This is a genomic window from Nostoc punctiforme PCC 73102, from assembly GCF_000020025.1.
Lineage (GTDB): Bacteria > Cyanobacteriota > Cyanobacteriia > Cyanobacteriales > Nostocaceae > Nostoc > Nostoc punctiforme.
This window is the reverse complement of sequence record NC_010628.1, coordinates 1,121,468-1,138,060: the sequence shown is the minus strand read 5'-3', so window position 1 is coordinate 1,138,060 and position 16,593 is coordinate 1,121,468. Positions and strand designations below refer to the sequence as shown.

Annotated in this window: 16 protein-coding genes; 6 read left to right on the top strand and 10 right to left on the bottom strand. The window is 41.5% G+C overall.

The features are described 5' to 3' along the window. Positions 1–13 precede the first annotated feature (13 nt). The 6 genes from NPUN_RS04905 to NPUN_RS04875 all read right to left on the bottom strand — a co-directional run bounded on the left by NPUN_RS04905 (position 14) and on the right by NPUN_RS04875 (position 5,545). Positions 14–394 carry a hypothetical protein gene (locus tag NPUN_RS04905; RefSeq protein ID WP_012407718.1) on the bottom strand — a complete coding sequence of 127 codons (381 nt, stop codon included), beginning with the start codon at positions 392–394 and terminating at the stop codon, positions 14–16. A gap of 184 nt (positions 395–578) precedes the next feature. Continuing rightward, positions 579–2,339, bottom strand: coding sequence for a serine/threonine-protein kinase (locus NPUN_RS04900; protein ID WP_012407717.1), 1,761 nt, complete (start codon positions 2,337–2,339; stop codon positions 579–581). 123 nt (positions 2,340–2,462) lie between these two features. Then, the gene (gene rpsU, locus NPUN_RS04895) at positions 2,463–2,651 is read right to left on the bottom strand and encodes a 30S ribosomal protein S21 (protein ID WP_012407716.1); all 189 of its coding nucleotides are present in this window, start codon (positions 2,649–2,651) and stop codon (positions 2,463–2,465) included. A gap of 108 nt (positions 2,652–2,759) precedes the next feature. Then, complete coding sequence (locus NPUN_RS04890) at positions 2,760–3,080, bottom strand: RNA recognition motif domain-containing protein (RefSeq protein WP_012407715.1); 321 nt, start codon at positions 3,078–3,080, stop codon at positions 2,760–2,762. Positions 3,081–3,676: 596 nt separating this feature from the next. Further along, positions 3,677–5,275: a tetratricopeptide repeat protein gene (locus NPUN_RS04880; RefSeq protein WP_234711050.1), complete on the bottom strand. Its 1,599-nt coding sequence runs from the start codon at positions 5,273–5,275 to the stop codon at positions 3,677–3,679. A gap of 42 nt (positions 5,276–5,317) precedes the next feature. Beyond that, positions 5,318–5,545, bottom strand: coding sequence for a hypothetical protein (locus NPUN_RS04875; RefSeq protein ID WP_012407713.1), 228 nt, complete (start codon positions 5,543–5,545; stop codon positions 5,318–5,320). A 999-nt stretch (positions 5,546–6,544) separates the two neighbouring features. Here NPUN_RS04875 and NPUN_RS04870 point away from each other — a divergent pair. Both NPUN_RS04870 and psb35 read left to right on the top strand, forming a co-directional pair. Further along, positions 6,545–6,727 carry a CsbD family protein gene (locus NPUN_RS04870; RefSeq protein ID WP_012407712.1) on the top strand — a complete coding sequence of 61 codons (183 nt, stop codon included), beginning with the start codon at positions 6,545–6,547 and terminating at the stop codon, positions 6,725–6,727. 159 nt (positions 6,728–6,886) lie between these two features. Continuing rightward, on the top strand, positions 6,887–7,096 hold the full coding sequence (gene psb35, locus NPUN_RS04865) for a photosystem II assembly protein Psb35 (protein WP_012407711.1): 210 nt from the start codon (positions 6,887–6,889) through the stop codon (positions 7,094–7,096). A gap of 86 nt (positions 7,097–7,182) precedes the next feature. Here psb35 and NPUN_RS04860 read toward each other — a convergent pair whose 3' ends face one another. Further along, positions 7,183–8,277: a hybrid sensor histidine kinase/response regulator gene (locus NPUN_RS04860; RefSeq protein ID WP_012407710.1), complete on the bottom strand. Its 1,095-nt coding sequence runs from the start codon at positions 8,275–8,277 to the stop codon at positions 7,183–7,185. Between the two features lie 586 nt (positions 8,278–8,863). On the opposite strand from NPUN_RS04860, the gene NPUN_RS04855 reads away from it, so the two are divergent. From NPUN_RS04855 to NPUN_RS04835, 4 genes are all read left to right on the top strand, one after another. Then, positions 8,864–9,583 carry a response regulator gene (locus NPUN_RS04855; RefSeq protein ID WP_012407709.1) on the top strand — a complete coding sequence of 240 codons (720 nt, stop codon included), beginning with the start codon at positions 8,864–8,866 and terminating at the stop codon, positions 9,581–9,583. Between the two features lie 125 nt (positions 9,584–9,708). After that, positions 9,709–11,397: an NAD(P)H-quinone oxidoreductase subunit 4 gene (locus NPUN_RS04850; protein ID WP_012407708.1), complete on the top strand. Its 1,689-nt coding sequence runs from the start codon at positions 9,709–9,711 to the stop codon at positions 11,395–11,397. A gap of 251 nt (positions 11,398–11,648) precedes the next feature. Then, positions 11,649–14,201 carry a penicillin acylase family protein gene (locus tag NPUN_RS04840; protein ID WP_012407707.1) on the top strand — a complete coding sequence of 851 codons (2,553 nt, stop codon included), beginning with the start codon at positions 11,649–11,651 and terminating at the stop codon, positions 14,199–14,201. Positions 14,202–14,388: 187 nt separating this feature from the next. Beyond that, positions 14,389–14,832, top strand: a complete 444-nt coding sequence (locus tag NPUN_RS04835) for a hypothetical protein (protein ID WP_012407706.1) — start codon at positions 14,389–14,391, stop codon at positions 14,830–14,832. Between the two features lie 37 nt (positions 14,833–14,869). Here the strand turns inward: NPUN_RS04835 and NPUN_RS04830 are convergent, their stop codons facing one another. The 3 genes from NPUN_RS04830 to NPUN_RS04820 form a co-directional block, all read right to left on the bottom strand. Then, a complete protein-coding gene (locus NPUN_RS04830; protein WP_012407705.1) occupies positions 14,870–15,553 on the bottom strand; it encodes a class I SAM-dependent methyltransferase in 684 nt (227 codons plus the stop codon). Next, the gene (locus NPUN_RS04825) at positions 15,550–15,882 is read right to left on the bottom strand and encodes a low molecular weight protein tyrosine phosphatase family protein (RefSeq protein ID WP_012407704.1); all 333 of its coding nucleotides are present in this window, start codon (positions 15,880–15,882) and stop codon (positions 15,550–15,552) included. Before NPUN_RS04825 ends, NPUN_RS04830 begins: the two co-directional genes overlap by 4 nt. Before the next feature lie 148 nt (positions 15,883–16,030). Continuing rightward, positions 16,031–16,489, bottom strand: coding sequence for a retroviral-like aspartic protease family protein (locus tag NPUN_RS04820; RefSeq protein WP_012407703.1), 459 nt, complete (start codon positions 16,487–16,489; stop codon positions 16,031–16,033). Positions 16,490–16,593: the final 104 nt, after the last annotated feature.

Below are 16,593 nucleotides of genomic sequence, written 5' to 3'. Positions count from 1 at the left end.
ACTCCAGTGGCTGTTAGCCAAATGTGTTTTCTTGTTTGTTGTGATCGCCCACCTGAATCCCTTTTACTTCTCCTTGAAACACTGTGTTGTATTTACCTGCTGCTGACTCATCAGGTTTTGCCTGTTTCAGTAACTCTTGGGCTAACTTAATAATTTCTGCATCTTTTTCAGCACCAGCTTCAGCTAATTTCTTTTTAAGTGGTGCTTCATAGGTTTCAGGGTCTGTTTCGTGTTCTTCCAGAACCATTTGTGCTTTTGGTTCACTTTCAAACTTCTTCTTAATCAAGGTTTTCAACCCCTGATAGGCATCTTTAACTGCTGTTCCTGCGGTATCCTTAGTAGCTGCGATCGCACCAGCACCTAAAGCAGCAATAATCATAGAAATAGGTTCCATAGTTAATCCCCAATTATTTGTTTGTATCTAACAGCTAAAATGGCAGGATTTACGCAACTGGCACGTATATTTTCATGTTATCGAAGTCAGGGGTCAAGATTTTGATTTTTTGACTCTTGATAACCTCTACAAAAAAATATGACAATTACGCAAGTCCTAAATATAGGAATCCCTCCTTCCTCTTTCATCGCCACCCTAAAAGGCGCAATCCAGGGACAATTAGGTAGTAACTTACTCCTAACCAGAAGCTGATAAAGAAGCCTACAGAACCAAAAAAAATCAGAGGTAACTGTAACTCTGACCAGGCTGGTTGACTAGAAAATTGGAAGATGGGAGGTGCTAACCTCAAAAGAATCAAAAATGCGTAGGCGATCGCGCTACCAAAGGCAGCTAACACGGCGTACACTATGTGATGGCTGCGAAGACCTAAGCTCAATGTGAGTAGGCAAGCTGCTACTAAAATCACTGCAACTAAGCCTTCACCACTGTCTTTTGGTGTGATTAATTGCAAAATGAACCAGCCAAAGCCGTAGCTAATCATGCCCATCAGCGATGCTACTAAAAAGCGCCGCCGTTGACCAAAACACCCGGATGCTGTCAGTCCCCAAGCGGTTCCCCAGCCTGCGGCGATGAATACCAAAATATCTGCCCCAAAGACGGTTTGAGTATTTGGGACTAATTGGTTTAGCTGACTCGAAATAAATTCCACAACCCAACGCCCCAAGTTGGTGTGATATGCCAAAATAAAACCAGCGATCGCACCAAAACAAGCGCCAACATAAGCCAAAATCATCGCCCAAATCGTCGCCAAACAAGCTTGGAAAATTTTGATGATTGTTTGAGCGATAAAAACAACGGTTTTAGTTACAGCTTGGCTAAAGTTCGCTAAAACTTGTTCAATAGCTTGGATTAGCAGTGTAAATCTCTGGGAAACTTGCGTTGAAGCTTGCTTAACCCGATCTCGCAGTTGGGCAAATAATCCTGGCGGCGGTAATGGTTGAGAAATCTTCGCCAACCGTTTTTGAATCATAGCTGCATTTGCTGGACGCGATCGCACATCCTCTTGCACCATCTCATCCAGCAAATCTGCTAATTGCGGATTGACATTTACCGCAGTGCGCCATACAAGTTTCCCAGTTTGCTGATCTTCCAACTCTAGCGGGTATTTGCCTGTTAGCAGTTCAATCATCGTTCGACCAAGGGCATAAAAATCGGCACTTGGCCCGACAATACTTCCACTCACTTGTTCTGGTGGACTGTAACCAGAAGAAAATAATCGGGTAGAACTCGACTGAGAACGCAGCTTAGAGGGGCTAAATTGCTTTGCCCCACCAAAATCAATTAGTACCAGGCGATCGCCTTCTATTTGCCCTTGAGGTAGGCTGACAGTGGGCGAAGATGTGCCCAGCATTAAATTAGAAGGTTTAATATCCCGGTGAATAATCTGACGTTTGTGTAATTCTTGTAAAATCTCTACAGCTTGGGCAAACCAATTGATAACCAAGTTCTCTGGACACCCTTGGGGAAACTTTTTTAATATCTCCTCTAAAGTCCGTCCATTGATTTTTTCCATTACCAGACAAGGTAGTTGGTGCGGCTTGGGGTTAAACAGTTGTACCTGAAAATACCCTTCAGTATCGACTGCGGGGACACCTGGATGCTGCAAACTAGATAAAACCGCGGCCTCTTGGGTAAATAATTCCAGTGCTTTTGGTGAATCTTCTACCAACACTTTCAGCACTTTCTCTGTTTGAGTTTTTTCATCCCAAACCGTGTAAATTTGAGCAAATCCTCCCGAACCTAATGGCTGAAGTGGAACATAGCGGTCTAACAACTCTAGCGGTGTGCCACAGCTGTTGCAGAATTTGTTTCCCCAAGGTTGGGGATAAGGACGTTGACAATCAGGATTTATACAGTGAACCGCCCTCTGAGTGATGTGGGACACAACCGCTACAATACAAAGGCTGACTTGATTTTAGCGTTTCTTGAGGTTTCCTGATTTTTAAATAGGCAAAAGGAAAACCCTCATAGAATCTATGAAGGTTTTCTTTTATAGCTATGTCAGCCCTTAATTACGAAAACTTCTCTTACTCTGTCTGTGCTTGGCGACTTCTTTGCGCTTGCGTTTTTCTAAGGGTGTTTCAAAATGACGATGCTTTCTCATGTCTGGAAAAATTCCAGCCTTGGAAACTTCTCGCTTAAATCGTCGTAAGGCTGATTCAATGTGTTCATTGTCACCGACAATTACTTGGGTCATTACTTCTCCTACTAAGTTGACTTAATCAGGTGGGAACATTACAAAAAAAAGACAGACTGTTGTTTGTCTGACCTTAAGACTATTGGTAAATTTTTTTTGTTTCCAAAGTTAGTAGCGTCCACCGCGTCCGCCGCCACCGCCGTATCCTCCTCGGTTTCCACCAAAGGAACCTCTATCACCTCTATCTTCCTTGGGTTTAGCCTTATTTACTTTCAGGTCGCGGCCCATCCACTCAGCACCGTCGAGAGCTTCAATGGCAGCTGTTTCTTCCGCTTCAGTTCCCATTTCCACAAAAGCAAAGCCTCGCGGACGACCTGTTTCACGGTCAGTAGGTACTTGTACTCGCTTTACAGTACCATATTCTGCAAAAATACCACTTAAATCTTCTTGTGTAACGTCATAAGAGAGGTTACCTACGTAAATTGACATCGATTCGCTCCAAAATCATCACTGTGTAGAGATTTTAATTTCTCTGAGAAGTCTGTAAATACTAAAAGGAAAAGCCTTTCAATACTAAAATCAAAGACGTCACTGAATTAACTCTCCTAAATCTAGGATGACATACGAGCCATCTCTCTGCATCCAGTAGATAGTTAACTAGTGATACGATCGCATTTACGCGATCGCCTGCCCCAGCCACCCTAAGTTCAGCCCAACACAAAAAAGGGTTGGAAATGGAAGAAGATAAATTCTGTAGGGTGATAAAGGAAATCAGACATACAGGGGCACATCTTTAGAATATCCGAATTGAATGTTTGACTGCATTAACCATGAAGCATTACTCCAAAATTTTAATACGAAAGCCAAAGTCAGGCAACAAGTTTGAAGGAGGTAGGGGATAGGGGGCAGGGGAGGCAGGGGGAGAGAAATAAACAAGTATATTCAAGGCTATAACAGTCATAAAAATTACTAAAAATTTCTCTTTATCCTTCCTACTCCCCCTGCTCAAGAAAGCTTTTTTCACGATGTTCTCACTTTTTCGCATTGCTCCCAGCGTAGCTTTGGCAGTATGGGGTTCTTCGGGTTTAATAAGTAAGGTCAAGTTGCCGCTCGTCACCTTTCCAAGCTGTTTGCAATTCGGCTTTGACAACTTGAGCAGCCTCATCTTTCCCCAATGCCTGCAAAGTTGCCTGTAGGCCAAATAGAGAACGCCCATTATGAAGATACTTTTCTAGATCGGTACGAAAGACTTTCTCCGCCTCTCTATAATCACCCTTAGCCAAAAGCACAGCGCCCAAAGATTCCCGCGTAGGAAGGTACCAATCTGGTGGTTCTACGTAATCGAGCGCATCTTCTGCTACTACAGCTTTTTCTAGTAATTGAATAGCATATTCATAATCATGCTTTTTCGCAGCAATTTTGGCATTGATAACTTTTGAGGCAATGTCTAAAATGCGACTGGCAGGACTGAATCCGATAGTTGCTTCGGTAGAAATTTCCTGTTTGGCAGCAAGTAATGCCTGGTTTTCATTTGCTGCATCTTTAAGTTTGCCTGTGGCAGCCATAGCCATACCGCGAGCAAAATGCCAAAGTGCTGTAGTAGTAGGTAATTTAACATCGGGAGCAGGAGTTTTTAAGATGGCATCCCAGTCACTAAAGCGTGTCTGAATCAGCATTTTGCTGCCCAGAAATCCCTCAAGCATTGGTATGTATGGGTTAATAGCAGTAGCATTTGCGACTAATTTATCTGCGGCTTGGAGAGCATCTTCATATTTTCCTGCCATACTGCTGGCCACCATGAGAAAATGTACGTTGTGGTTGTAGTACATCATGGGGTAAGTACCCTGGACTTGATATTTTTTGATGTAAATATCATCTTGAGCGATCGCCTGCTCGTTCGCCTGCATTGCCCCTCGATAATCTCCTACACGAAAATAAATATGGGAAGGCATGTGTACCAAGTGTCCTGCTGCTGGCGCTAGGGTTCCTAGTCTTTTGGCACTCACAAGGGCCCTTTCTGGGGAAGGCGAGGCTTCCACTGCATGGATATAGTAATGATTGGCCCCCGTATGATTCGGGTTACGCTTGAGAACTGATTCCAAAACAGCCACAATCTTTTCTGTATCTGGCTGTGGCTTGCCATCTTTAGTCCAGTGCTGCCACGGATGCAGATCCATCAAGCTTTCAGCGTAAAGCGTTGCCACATCTAAATCATCAGGATAGCGCTCAACTAGGGTTGCCATTGCTTTTGCGTAGTCTACCGCCAGTTGATACAAGTCTGCACCAGGATCTTGGGAGTAACGTTTTGCTAAGGCGGAAATGTAGTCTCGTTCCTGGTTAGATGCTTTGGTGGAAAGTGCCAAAGCTTGCTGTACTGCTTGGTAAGCAGCTAATTCTCGATTGGGGTCTATTGCTGAGTTAATATTGGGGCCTAGAGCCAGAGCAATACCCCAATATGCGATCGCTAAATGCGGATCGAGTTTGGCAGCGTGTTGAAAAGAACGCACCGCCTCATCATGATTGAAAGCGTAAATTAAATTTAATCCCTGATCGAAAAACTCTTGCGCGTGAGCATTAGCAGTGGAAACTGGATGGTGGATTGCGCCAAGTCCAGATATTAAGCTGTAGGGTTGTCTTGCTTGAGCGATCGCCGCATTAGGAGCGATTAAAGAGAGTATAAGCACCCAAATTATAAATAAGTACTTCATTGTCTATATTGTTTTTATTCAAGCTCTTTTTTTCTTAATATTCAAAAGCCACAGTTTTTCTAATGAAGCAATTTGCTGACTGAGAACAACAGCACGGTGTTTCTTATAGATATTAAATCCTACAAACACAATCATTGGAATCAAAATAGAAAATCCGATGAAAATGTTAATAGATACATCAGTTTGCATCCGAGAATCTACATATTGGGAGTTAGGAGTTGGTTTAGTAGTAGAATTTGATTGCATAAATACCTGGATGAATAGAAATAAACATAAATAAGTGGGCGTAAATAATTGTCCTTAGGATAAGGCAATAGGCAACAGGCAATAGTTATAAAGGTTTTAGCCTAATTCATTAATATTACATAGTTTGATTTTATTGTGCCAACTTACTTACTTGTTCCTGCTGTCTTTGGTGAGAAATTAGTCACAAGTTTTACTAGTGCGGTATGGCAGAAATAAGTATCCAGTTTAAAAAGGTAACAAAAGCTGAATTTACAAGCTTTCTTTCCTGCCTGCTGTCTCTTTGAAGTTACGTACCCTACGGAAAGCCGCAGAAAAATCTACAGACTTCTCTCTGCTTTCTTACACTAGTTAAACTACTCTTCAGTTAAAACTTGAAAAATTATGTTTCTTTCCGCTTAAGATTTGTGACAACATCATTTTTCTGAAACTATGAATATTAGAAGATTTTCTTACATCTCAACTGTTTTGTTGTGCCAGATGTTTCTAACTGCGGATTAAGCCAATATAGTTTAGTTAAGCAAAGCGCAACCCAACAAAGTCCCATAAATCTTGGGTTTCGTTCCTCAATCCAACCTATGAATTTGAAGATTTTGGTGTTAACTGAACCGTATTATAGTTTAAGTAACCACTTTTCAAAGTATAATAAATCACTTGCTTACAGTAGTATTGGTAACTCAAGTTGCGGTTTATCACATTCTGAGTATTTCTTAACCGCTAATTTAGGCTAGATATCTGCATCACTATCTAGCTAAGGTAGCAAATGATTTTCTCTCAAGATAGAACAATAGAATAAATCCTTTCTATCTTTTGGATATTACTTGAATTCTTAAAGATGAATTTAACCTTTAAATAACTATGTACAATGGACACAAATATTCTTCATAAAAACATCGTCAGATAGAAGAATTAAAACTTGTCTAAAAGTAATATATAAACATTGCAGCGCTTTATTAGCAAGCAATAACTAATCACTAGTTAACATATTTAGGAACAAAGTATATGAGTATCGAAGATAGAGCAAAGGCTTTTGCAAAGAACGTCGAAGGAAAAGTACAAGAAGCTGTTGGCGAAGTAACTGGCAACCCTAACGATAAAGCTGAAGGCAAAGCTAAACAAGCTGAAGCCCAAGTTCGTCACACTGCTGAAAATATCAAAGATGAAGTAAAAAAGACTTTAGAATAGGCTGAACTTGATCTAGGAAGAAGGTGTAGGGTAAATAATTATTTACTAAACTTTCTTCCTCTATTAAATCTGTTTTTAGCTTGGGTTTTAGGCATTTTTAAAATCCCTATTTCACAATACTTTTACAACCTCTCACAGATTTTTAAAAGGTGTCGATTCATGATTAATCTTTTATTTACCTATCTTTTAACAGACATCCCTTTAACATCACAAGGTAATTCTAGCTATTCTATTGTGCTGACAGGGTTGTTAGGATTGGGCTTTATCGCTGCTGTTACTATAGGGTCAATTGCTTGGTACAATTCCAAACGTCCCGTAGGTTGGGAAGAGAAAGAACGTCCCAATGTTGTTCCAGAAATTGATAAGTAATAATTTTTTGTCTGACTCCTCCCATCTTTTAGTGTTCACGGATTTTATCTGTGAACACTATTTTTTATTCTAAAATTTCCTCACTTTTAATTGTCGGCTGCTACAGGTAGACGAATAGTAAATGTACTACCCTGCCCTGGCTCAGATGCTACATCAATTGTGCCTTGATGTGCTTCGATAATACAGCGAGATAGATATAGTCCCAAACCACTACCAGAACGCTGGTGTTTACCTTGGCGAAATCGCTCAAATAATATTGCCTGGTCTTGTTTAGAAATTCCCGGCCCCGTATCTTGGATATCAATAGTCACATCTGCTGGAGTGAGATGGCAGCGAATATCTACAGAACCTTTGTCTGTAAATTTGATAGCATTGCCGATAATATTTGTTAAAACTCGCCGCAGTTCTAAGCGATCGCCCATGACGGTGCTTGCAGTTTCATCTCGCTCTATGTTTAGAGCTAATCCTTTTTCCTCAGCTAAGGGAGTTAATTCTTGGGAAACTTCACTAACTAGTTCTTCAATATTGCAGGGAGCAATTTTTAAGGTTTTACAGCCCGCTTCATGACGATAAACTTCTAGCAAGGTATTTACCATTTCCAGCAGGTCTTGATTACTGCCAATCATGGTATCAATTATTTCTTGCAATTGTGGCGAAACTTCGCAAAACCTGCCTTCCAGCAATAATTTTAAGACGCGGTTGGAGGCTACTAGTGGTATACGTAAATCGTGAGTAAAACGCGAGACAAAATCTGCACGCAGGTTAGCCATCTGATCTCGTTCGTCGATGCTGTGTTTGAGGCGCAGGAGCGATCGCACTCGTGCATGTAGTTCATCAGGATCGAATGGTTTACGAATAAAGTCATCTGCACCAGCATCGAGTCCTTCCACAACGCTAGACTGATAGTGAGCCGTTAGCAGCAGAATAGGGATAAATGGCAACGCCGGATTCTGTCGGATGCGTCGAGTAAATTCATAGCCATCTATCTCTGGCATCATCACATCTAAGAGAATGATGTCTGGTGGTGACTCCTCAACCATAGCCAGAGCAATTTTGCTATCTTCCACCAAGCTAATTTCATAGCCCTCATCTTCTAGGACTGCTTCTAAGACCAGTAGATTGTCAAAAACATCATCTACAGCGAGAATTTTATCTTTTTTGACACTTTTAGTTAAAGACATGGCTGAATAAAAAAAAGAAGTGCTTGGCTATCCCTAGCAAATCTAGTAATAACTTACTTTACCAGCGCTGAGATTATTAAGGATTCACATTTTCCTTTAAAGTTTCCCGAATTGAGTATCTGGCTTTTTAAGTAAAAACACTGCTAAAAAATACAAAAATAGTATTAATTATTTTAAAATTTATTTTTTACTGAGTAGATTATTTGTTTACTTTTTTAAACAATATCTGTGTCTGGGTCTTAAGTTAAGGTCGCTTAATCCATTGTATTTACGCTATCATAGCCACTGCAGGGGTAATTATTTAATAGTTACCGACTCTTGCTTGCTAGCGGATTTTCAGTGAAAAATTGTCCACCATAAAACATCTATCAACCGTGAATGTATAAAAACATTTTTTGATTGAATTATTTCCGAGATGGAAACTCTTGCCTTGGAAAAACTTCCAAGATAAGGTTATTTATGCCTAATGGTAGATGAAGTTCAGGAAGCAATACCAATTGCATTGCTTTTTGTATAAGATACCGAATAGAAGAACGAGATTATTTTAATCTGTACTTGAGATAGATAACAGTAAATTTAAGCAACTATGAGTGAAATCAAGATCCTCGTGATTGAAGATCACAACCTTACAAGAATCGGCTTACGGTCTGCCTTACAAACCCAGCCAGAGTTTAACATTGTTGGGGAAGCTGCCAATGCAGCCGATGGCATCAAGCTTTTGAAAACTCTCAAGCCTGATGTTGCTACTATTGACATTGGTTTGCCTGACATGGATGGTATTGAGCTAACACGCACATTTAGGCAATATCAAGCAGAGAATGAAGATTACACCACAAAGCTACTAATTTTAACCATGCAAAATAGCGAACAGGCTGTTTTAGCGGCATTTGCAGCAGGTGCAGATTCTTATTGTATGAAGGATATCGAAACTGAGAGACTAGTTGAGGCTGTGCGAACGACCCATGCAGGTAGCTCATGGATCGATCCTGCGATCGCAGACCTTGTACTACAACAAATACGTCAAGATTTCCCCGATGGTAGCAGAGGCGCATCTGGAAAAAGAGTCTTGATTGAAGGTATTGACCCAGATGTTGAGAAAAGTATAGTCAGCTATCCTTTAACTCACCGAGAGATGGATGTTTTAGAGTTGATTGTCGCTGGGTGTGACAATGCAGAAATTGCTAAAAGGCTCTATTTAACAGTCGGTACTGTAAAAACACATGTTAGAGGTATTCTCAATAAACTCTGTGTTGCTGACCGGACACAGGCTGCCGTCCGTGCTTTGCGGGCTGGATTAGTACCATAAATATACTGACAAACAATTCTCTTTTGGTCAAATCGATTACCTGTACAAAGATTTATTAAGAAATTGTTACACACTTTAGTAAAATGACATAATTGACGAACAAATAAGTATTTTTCCTCATATACATGATAGCGGATCAATTTCCCTGGCTTACCGCGATTGTCTTGCTGCCACTCGTTGCTTCCTTGCTCATTCCTGTGCTACCTGATAAAGATGGCAAGCTCGTGCGGTGGTATGCACTGGGTGTAGGTATTGCAGACTTTGCCTTGATGTGCTATGCCTTTTGGAAGCATTACGATGCCAGCAGTGCTAGTTTTCAACTTGTAGAAAGTTATGCCTGGATGCCTCAGTTAGGCTTGAACTGGGCAGTATCAGTTGATGGACTTTCAGTGCCACTTGTGCTTCTAGCAGGATTTGTCACCACACTCTCGATTTTTTCAGCTTGGCAAGTCGATCGCCGCCCCCGCCTCTTCTATTTTTTAATGCTGGTGCTTTATTCTGCACAAGTAGGGGTGTTCGTTGCCAAAGACTTGCTGCTATTTTTCATTATGTGGGAAGTAGAGCTAATCCCCGTCTACCTACTAGTATGCATTTGGGGTGGACAAAGACGGCGTTATGCGGCTACGAAATTTTTGTTGTATACCGCAGCCGCTTCTATATTTATTTTGGTTGCAGCCTTGGCAATGGGGTTATACGGCGGCGGTGATACGACATTTGACATAACTGCCCTCGCAAGTAAGGAATATCCCCTTGGTCTACAACTGTTACTTTATGCAGGGTTATTGATTGCATTTGGTGTCAAGCTTGCTGTTTTCCCGATGCATACCTGGTTGCCTGATGCCCACGGCGAAGCATCCTCTCCTGTATCGATGATTTTGGCTGGTGTGTTGCTAAAGATGGGTGGATATGGACTAATTCGCCTGAATCTTGAGCTACTCCCCGATGCACACATTTACTTTGCGCCAGTTCTAGCCATTCTGGGTGTTGTCAACATTATCTATGGTGCATTAAACTCCTTTGCTCAGACGAATATGAAGCGGCGTTTGGCTTATTCGTCGATTTCCCACATGGGGTTTGTACTTCTTGGTATTGCCTCATTCACTGATTTGGGAATCAACGGCGCGATGTTGCAAATGATCTCGCATGGTTTGATTGCCTCAGTGCTGTTCTTCTTGGCTGGAGTTACTTACGATCGCACCCACACAATGGTAATGAAAGATATGGGTGGCATTGGTCAAGCCATGCCCAAAGTCTTTGCCCTATTTACAATCAGCGCAATGGCATCTCTAGCACTTCCCGGTATGAGCGGTTTTGCTGGCGAACTCTCAGTATTCGTTGGTATGACAAGCAGTGACGTTTACAGTTCGACTTTCTGCACTGTCACAGTTTTTCTTGCCGCAGTTGGAGTTATCCTCACACCCATTTATTTACTTTCCATGCTGCGAGAGGTATTTTATGGTGACGGTGCAGCGCTGATATGCGACATTAATAATGCAGGCTCAGAAAATCAAGAAGATGAGGGAACAGTTTGTTTTGGTACAGATTGCTTCGTGCCAGAGGATGCAGTCTACGACGATGCTAGACCTCGTGAAGTGTTTATCGCTGCCTGTTTTCTGCTGATGATTATTGGTATTGGTTTCTATCCCAAGATAGCGATGCAGATGTACGACGTGAAGACTGTGGCAGTGAATGCTAATCTTCGCCAGTCTTATGCCATAGTCTCGCAAACAAATCCTCAGATTTATGCTAAGAGTTTATTGGTTCCGCAAATTTCAGAGGTTGAGGTAGCGCCCGTTTTGGGAACTTTGAAGTAAGCTTTTTGACTAATAGGCTTGTCGAGGAAGAGGCAGGGAGCTGGGGAGCAAGGGAGCAGGGGGACAAGAGGGACAAGGGGGAATTATTAAACAAGTCTCTCCGTCTCCCACCTCTGCCCCCTGCTCCCTTGCCTCTTTTTCAACTAGCCAACTTGTTTAGAGGAGTTTCCCAGAATTTTGTGGGCATCAAATTAATATTGCTCGCTCTACTGTAATATCAACGTTGTAACATCGTGTGATTTTACTAAACAATGCCACAACCAGCCCAAATAAAAAGCTTTAGGAAACGTTGGTTTCCTCGGATTCTCAAAAGAAGTTTAATTGTGCTGTTAGTGCTGGGGCTATTGTTAGTGGGATTGGCCACTTACACTGTACGCCAATCCTTTCCGCAAGAGAGTGGCACAATTCAACTACCTCAACTCAAAGCTGAAGTAACCGTCCAGCGCGATAAATGGGGAATTCCCCACATTTATGCTGCCAACTCTCACGATTTATTTATGGCGCAAGGTTATATCCACGCCCAAGACCGTTTTTGGCAAATGGATTTTTGGCGACACATCGGTTCTGGGCGACTCTCAGAAATGTTTGGTTCCTCTCAGGTTGACACTGATAGATATCTGCGGACAATGGGTTGGGCAAGGGTGGCGCAGCAAGAAATTCAGGAAATTAATGCAGAGATGAAGGCATACCTGGAAGCATATTCAGATGGTGTCAATGCTTATCTGAAAGAGCATCAAGGTAACGCCCTGAGTCTAGAATACGCTGTGCTAAAATTCCTCAATCCTGGGTATAAGCCAGAACCTTGGCAAATATTGCATTCTCTGACTTGGGGGAAGGTGATGGCCTACGATTTGGGTACAAATTTCCAGAGTGAAGTTGAACGTGCCATACTACTTAAAACCCTTACTCCCACTCAAGTAGAAGAACTTTATCCACCTTATCCTCAAGACTTGCCAGCGATTTTACCTGAGTTCCAAAAAGGGAAAACAGGAGAGGATGAAAATTCTGACGAGACACAATTCACTGCTTTTGGTATTGAAGAGGTAATAGAGTCAATTACCAAGCCGATGATGGCTTTGGAACAACTCATAGGGCCTACGGGGATAGGCATTGGTTCCAATAACTGGGTGATATCCGGTGAGCTTACAGATACAGGTAAGCCAATTTTGGCAAATGACCCCCATTTAGGTGTGCAAATACCCTCTATATGGTACGAGGTTGGTTTGCACTGCATATCTAAGAGTGCAGAATGTCCCTACAACGTTACTGGCTTTTCCTTTGCCGGGATGATTGGGGTAATTATCGGTCATAGCGATCGCATTGCCTGGGGTGTAACTAATGTACTATCTGATGTGATGGATTTATACATCGAGAAAATCAATCCCAAAAACCCCAATCAGTATGAGGTAAATGGCAAATGGGTTGATATGAAACTCGTGCAAGAAACAATTCAAGTTGCGGGGAGTCAGCCGATTGTGCAAACGGTGCGCTATACCCGACATGGGCCGATTCTCTCTGATGTTTCACCCAATCTGAAGAAGTTCCAGGCAAGTCAGCCCTTAGAAATACCTCAAAACTACGCCGTAGCCCTGCGCTGGACAGCTCTAGAACCTTCCAAATTAGGCTATGCTATTCCCCAAATCAATCGCGCCCAAAACTGGCAGGAATTCCGCACTGCTGCCAGTAATTATGATGTCCCCGCTCAAAACTTGGTCTACGCTGACGTTGATGGCAACATTGGCTACCAAATGCCTGGTAAATTCCCCATCCGAGCTAAGGGAAATGGGCGTTATCCCGTTCCTGGTTGGACAGATGAATATGAGTGGCAAGGCTATATTGACTTTGAGAAGTTACCCAAAAGTTTCAATCCATCTCAAGGTTATATTGCTACTGCCAATAATTTAGTGATGCGTAAATATCCTTACTTAATTACCGCAGATTGGGTTTATGGCTATCGGGCACAGCGCATCGTTGAGATGATTTCACAACAAACCGAACCGATTTCCCTGGAAGATGTGCAGCAAATACAGGGTGACGATCGCAATCTCAATGCACAAACATTAGTACCACTACTGCAATCTATCACTGTTGATACTCCCCGCTTGCAAGCAGCCCAAAAACTTTTGCAAGATTGGAATTTGCAGTTGGGAATGACATCATCGGCTGCTGCCTTGTTTGAAGTATTCTGGAAACACTTGCTAAAAGACACGTTTCACGATCAGTTACCTGAGAGATATTTTCCCAACGGGGGCGATCGCTGGTATGCTGTGGTAGCAAATTTAGTAAAACAGCCCAATAGTTCTTGGTGGGATAATCGCAACACCCCAAAAGTTGAGAATCGCGACGAAATTCTGCGGCAATCCTTTACAGAAGCCGTGGATGAACTAGAAAGGATTCAAAGTAAAGATCCGAAAAACTGGAATTGGGGCAAACTACATACTGTTACTTTCCGTAATGCCACTTTAGGTAAATCTGGGGTTGCACCGATTGAAAGTTTATTTAATCGTGGTGCATTTGCAACGGCTGGTAACGGCGAAACAGTGAATGCTAACCGATGGAGAGCAAATAAATCCTTTGAGGTGACAGATATTCCTTCTCTACGGATGATCGTAGATTTGGGAAAATTGGATAACTCAGTTGCAATTCATACACCTGGACAGTCAGGCCATGCTTTCCATACCCACTACAACGATATGGTTGATTCTTGGCGCAATATTGAATATCACCAAATGTTGTCGCAACAAAGGAATGTCACAGATAACACTGCTGCGACATTGAAGTTAATTCCCAAATTGGGAGAATAAGTGCAACCCAACTAGAGAATGTTAAATTTTGCTACTTAAGTGTAATTACATATACGTTATCGAAAAAATGAAGTATAAAGTAGCAGGGCAATAGAAATCAAGATTATTTTTATAAAAAAGTATTTTCGCTGTCCATCTATTTCTGCTGCTCAACTTTCCCGAAACCTAGTTGGAGATAATAGGATTTATGCAACGCGTATTTAAACAAAGTTTTATGCTTTCAGTCACTACTGCGATCGCATTATTATTTGCAGGGTGCGGAGAAAGTAAAGTTGCCCAATGTAACAAAGTTATCAAGGTTGCTAATCAAGCATCTACTCTAGGTCAGGAATTTAGTAAAAACCCCAATCCAGCAAAAGGTTCTAAAGCTTTAACAGAACTTGCTGGTAAAATAGATCCACTTGCCCAAGAGATGAAAACTCTCGAAATTAAAGATGAAAAGCTACAAGGTTTTCAAGGGCGCTTTATCACACTCTATCAGAACATCAGCAAGGAATTGAACAATGCCGCAGGAGCTATAGATAAAAAGAATTTACCAGCAGCAAAGGGCTTTTTGGTATCTCTGAAAAAAAGTAGTACCGAAGAAAGTTCAATAGTTAACGAAATTAATAGCTACTGTTCTGGCAAATAATCAATTTTGTATGGGCTCTTTATTACAAAAAAAGCAGTTAAATAGTCGGTCGATAACCCCCAAAAACCGCAAAGCTAAAATTTTTGTACCAGCAATCCACATTTTGAAACCCAGCTGCTTCTAGCCAGTGAAGTTGAATCTCAAGGGTTGCCATGCGATCGTATTCCATACGTTTTTGTGCAGCTTTAAGATCCTCTTCTGAGATACCCTTAGCACGGACAGAATCTAACCAGTGTTGACGATAAAGTTCTTCTAAATCAGGGGTTTTGCCGAGAACTTGGTCAGCGTTGACAAATATCCCTCCAGGATTGAGGAAATTATAAATCCGTTGATAAAGAAGTTCTTTGTCAAAATCAGAAAGATGATGAATAGATAAGGCAGAGATTATTAGGTCGTAGGAATCATCTAAATTAGTCTCAACGTAGTCACCGATTAAGATTTTGGGAGATTTACCCATTTTGCTAAATCTCAACTTAGCTTTCTCTAACATCTCAGGGGCTAAGTCTAGTAAGGTTAACTCTGCATTTGGAAAAACAGATTGCACCATACCTGAGTAAAGTCCAGTACCAGCACCCAAATCTAGAACCTTTATCGGTGCGGTGCGCTCGATTGGGATGATTTCAACAGCTGTTTTGTAAAAGTCATCAAAACAGGGAATTAGAATCCGACGTAAGCTATCGTAATCTACTGCGGCAGCATTAAAAGCTTCTTGAATATTCATTTTTTAATTCTTAATATTGGTAGAACTTTCTGTTTTAACAACTCAATTAAAGCTGGTTCCATATACTCATAGTCATCTGGTATATCTAAACAGATAATCTTTTTATCTTTAAGAAAGGGCTGAAAATTTTTTGATAGCTTGCTTTTATGAGGTTTTTCCATCACAAATATCATATCAGCCCATCGAATAGCCTCAGTTGATAATGGTACTTCGGCATGGCGATCTAAACCTGCTGAATCTGTTTCAAATCCTTCATATTCAGAAAACACAGCCTCAACTGTGGGGCTTCGCAATTTATTCTGGCTACAGATAAATAAGAGCTTTTTCATTCATTAATTTACTATTTCTCTTATTAGTTTCATGAATTCTGTCCTCCCCTGATTATCTGAGGTCTTTCTAATCCTATAAAGTGTTTGTCCAGCCAATGCCAAATCTGAAAAACTGAGTACCTGCTTTCAGCATAAAATATACGATCGCTTACAATACACTCAAATAAGTTTGCTCAGAATTCATCGGCAAAATCCGCAACTTCCGATTTTTAAGGTCTGGTTCTAATCCTAAAACTTCCATTGGCGTTACACCCAAAAGGGCATAAGGTACTTCTGTGAGTTCCAGACAATCAAAGGTTCCTTGACGTTCTCCAATACTTAGTTCTACATCGCGAAAAATTCGCCCCTGCTGCACTCCAGCAGCAGTCTCTACCTGGGCTTCTCCACCTTGGACTAAACCTAGTTGACTAAGAATGCTAGCAGGTAAACACAGCAAAGTCGCACCCGTATCAACTAAAACATTATCCAGAGTATAAGAGCGAACTTCCTGCGAAGAAATAAAGCCTCGTTGAGCCAAAACTTGATCAATTCGATTCGTGACAGTAAGGGTAACTATTACTTGCCCCATTTGCTTACCTTGAAGATTTGGTAGTATCAGCTTACCCATTTCAGCAAACTCCTGAAAACAAAATATTTTTGAGAGATGCCTTAAAATACAAAGACGCAAAAACGCCTCTGCGTCTCTGCGTCTCTGCATGAGATATTCTCTAC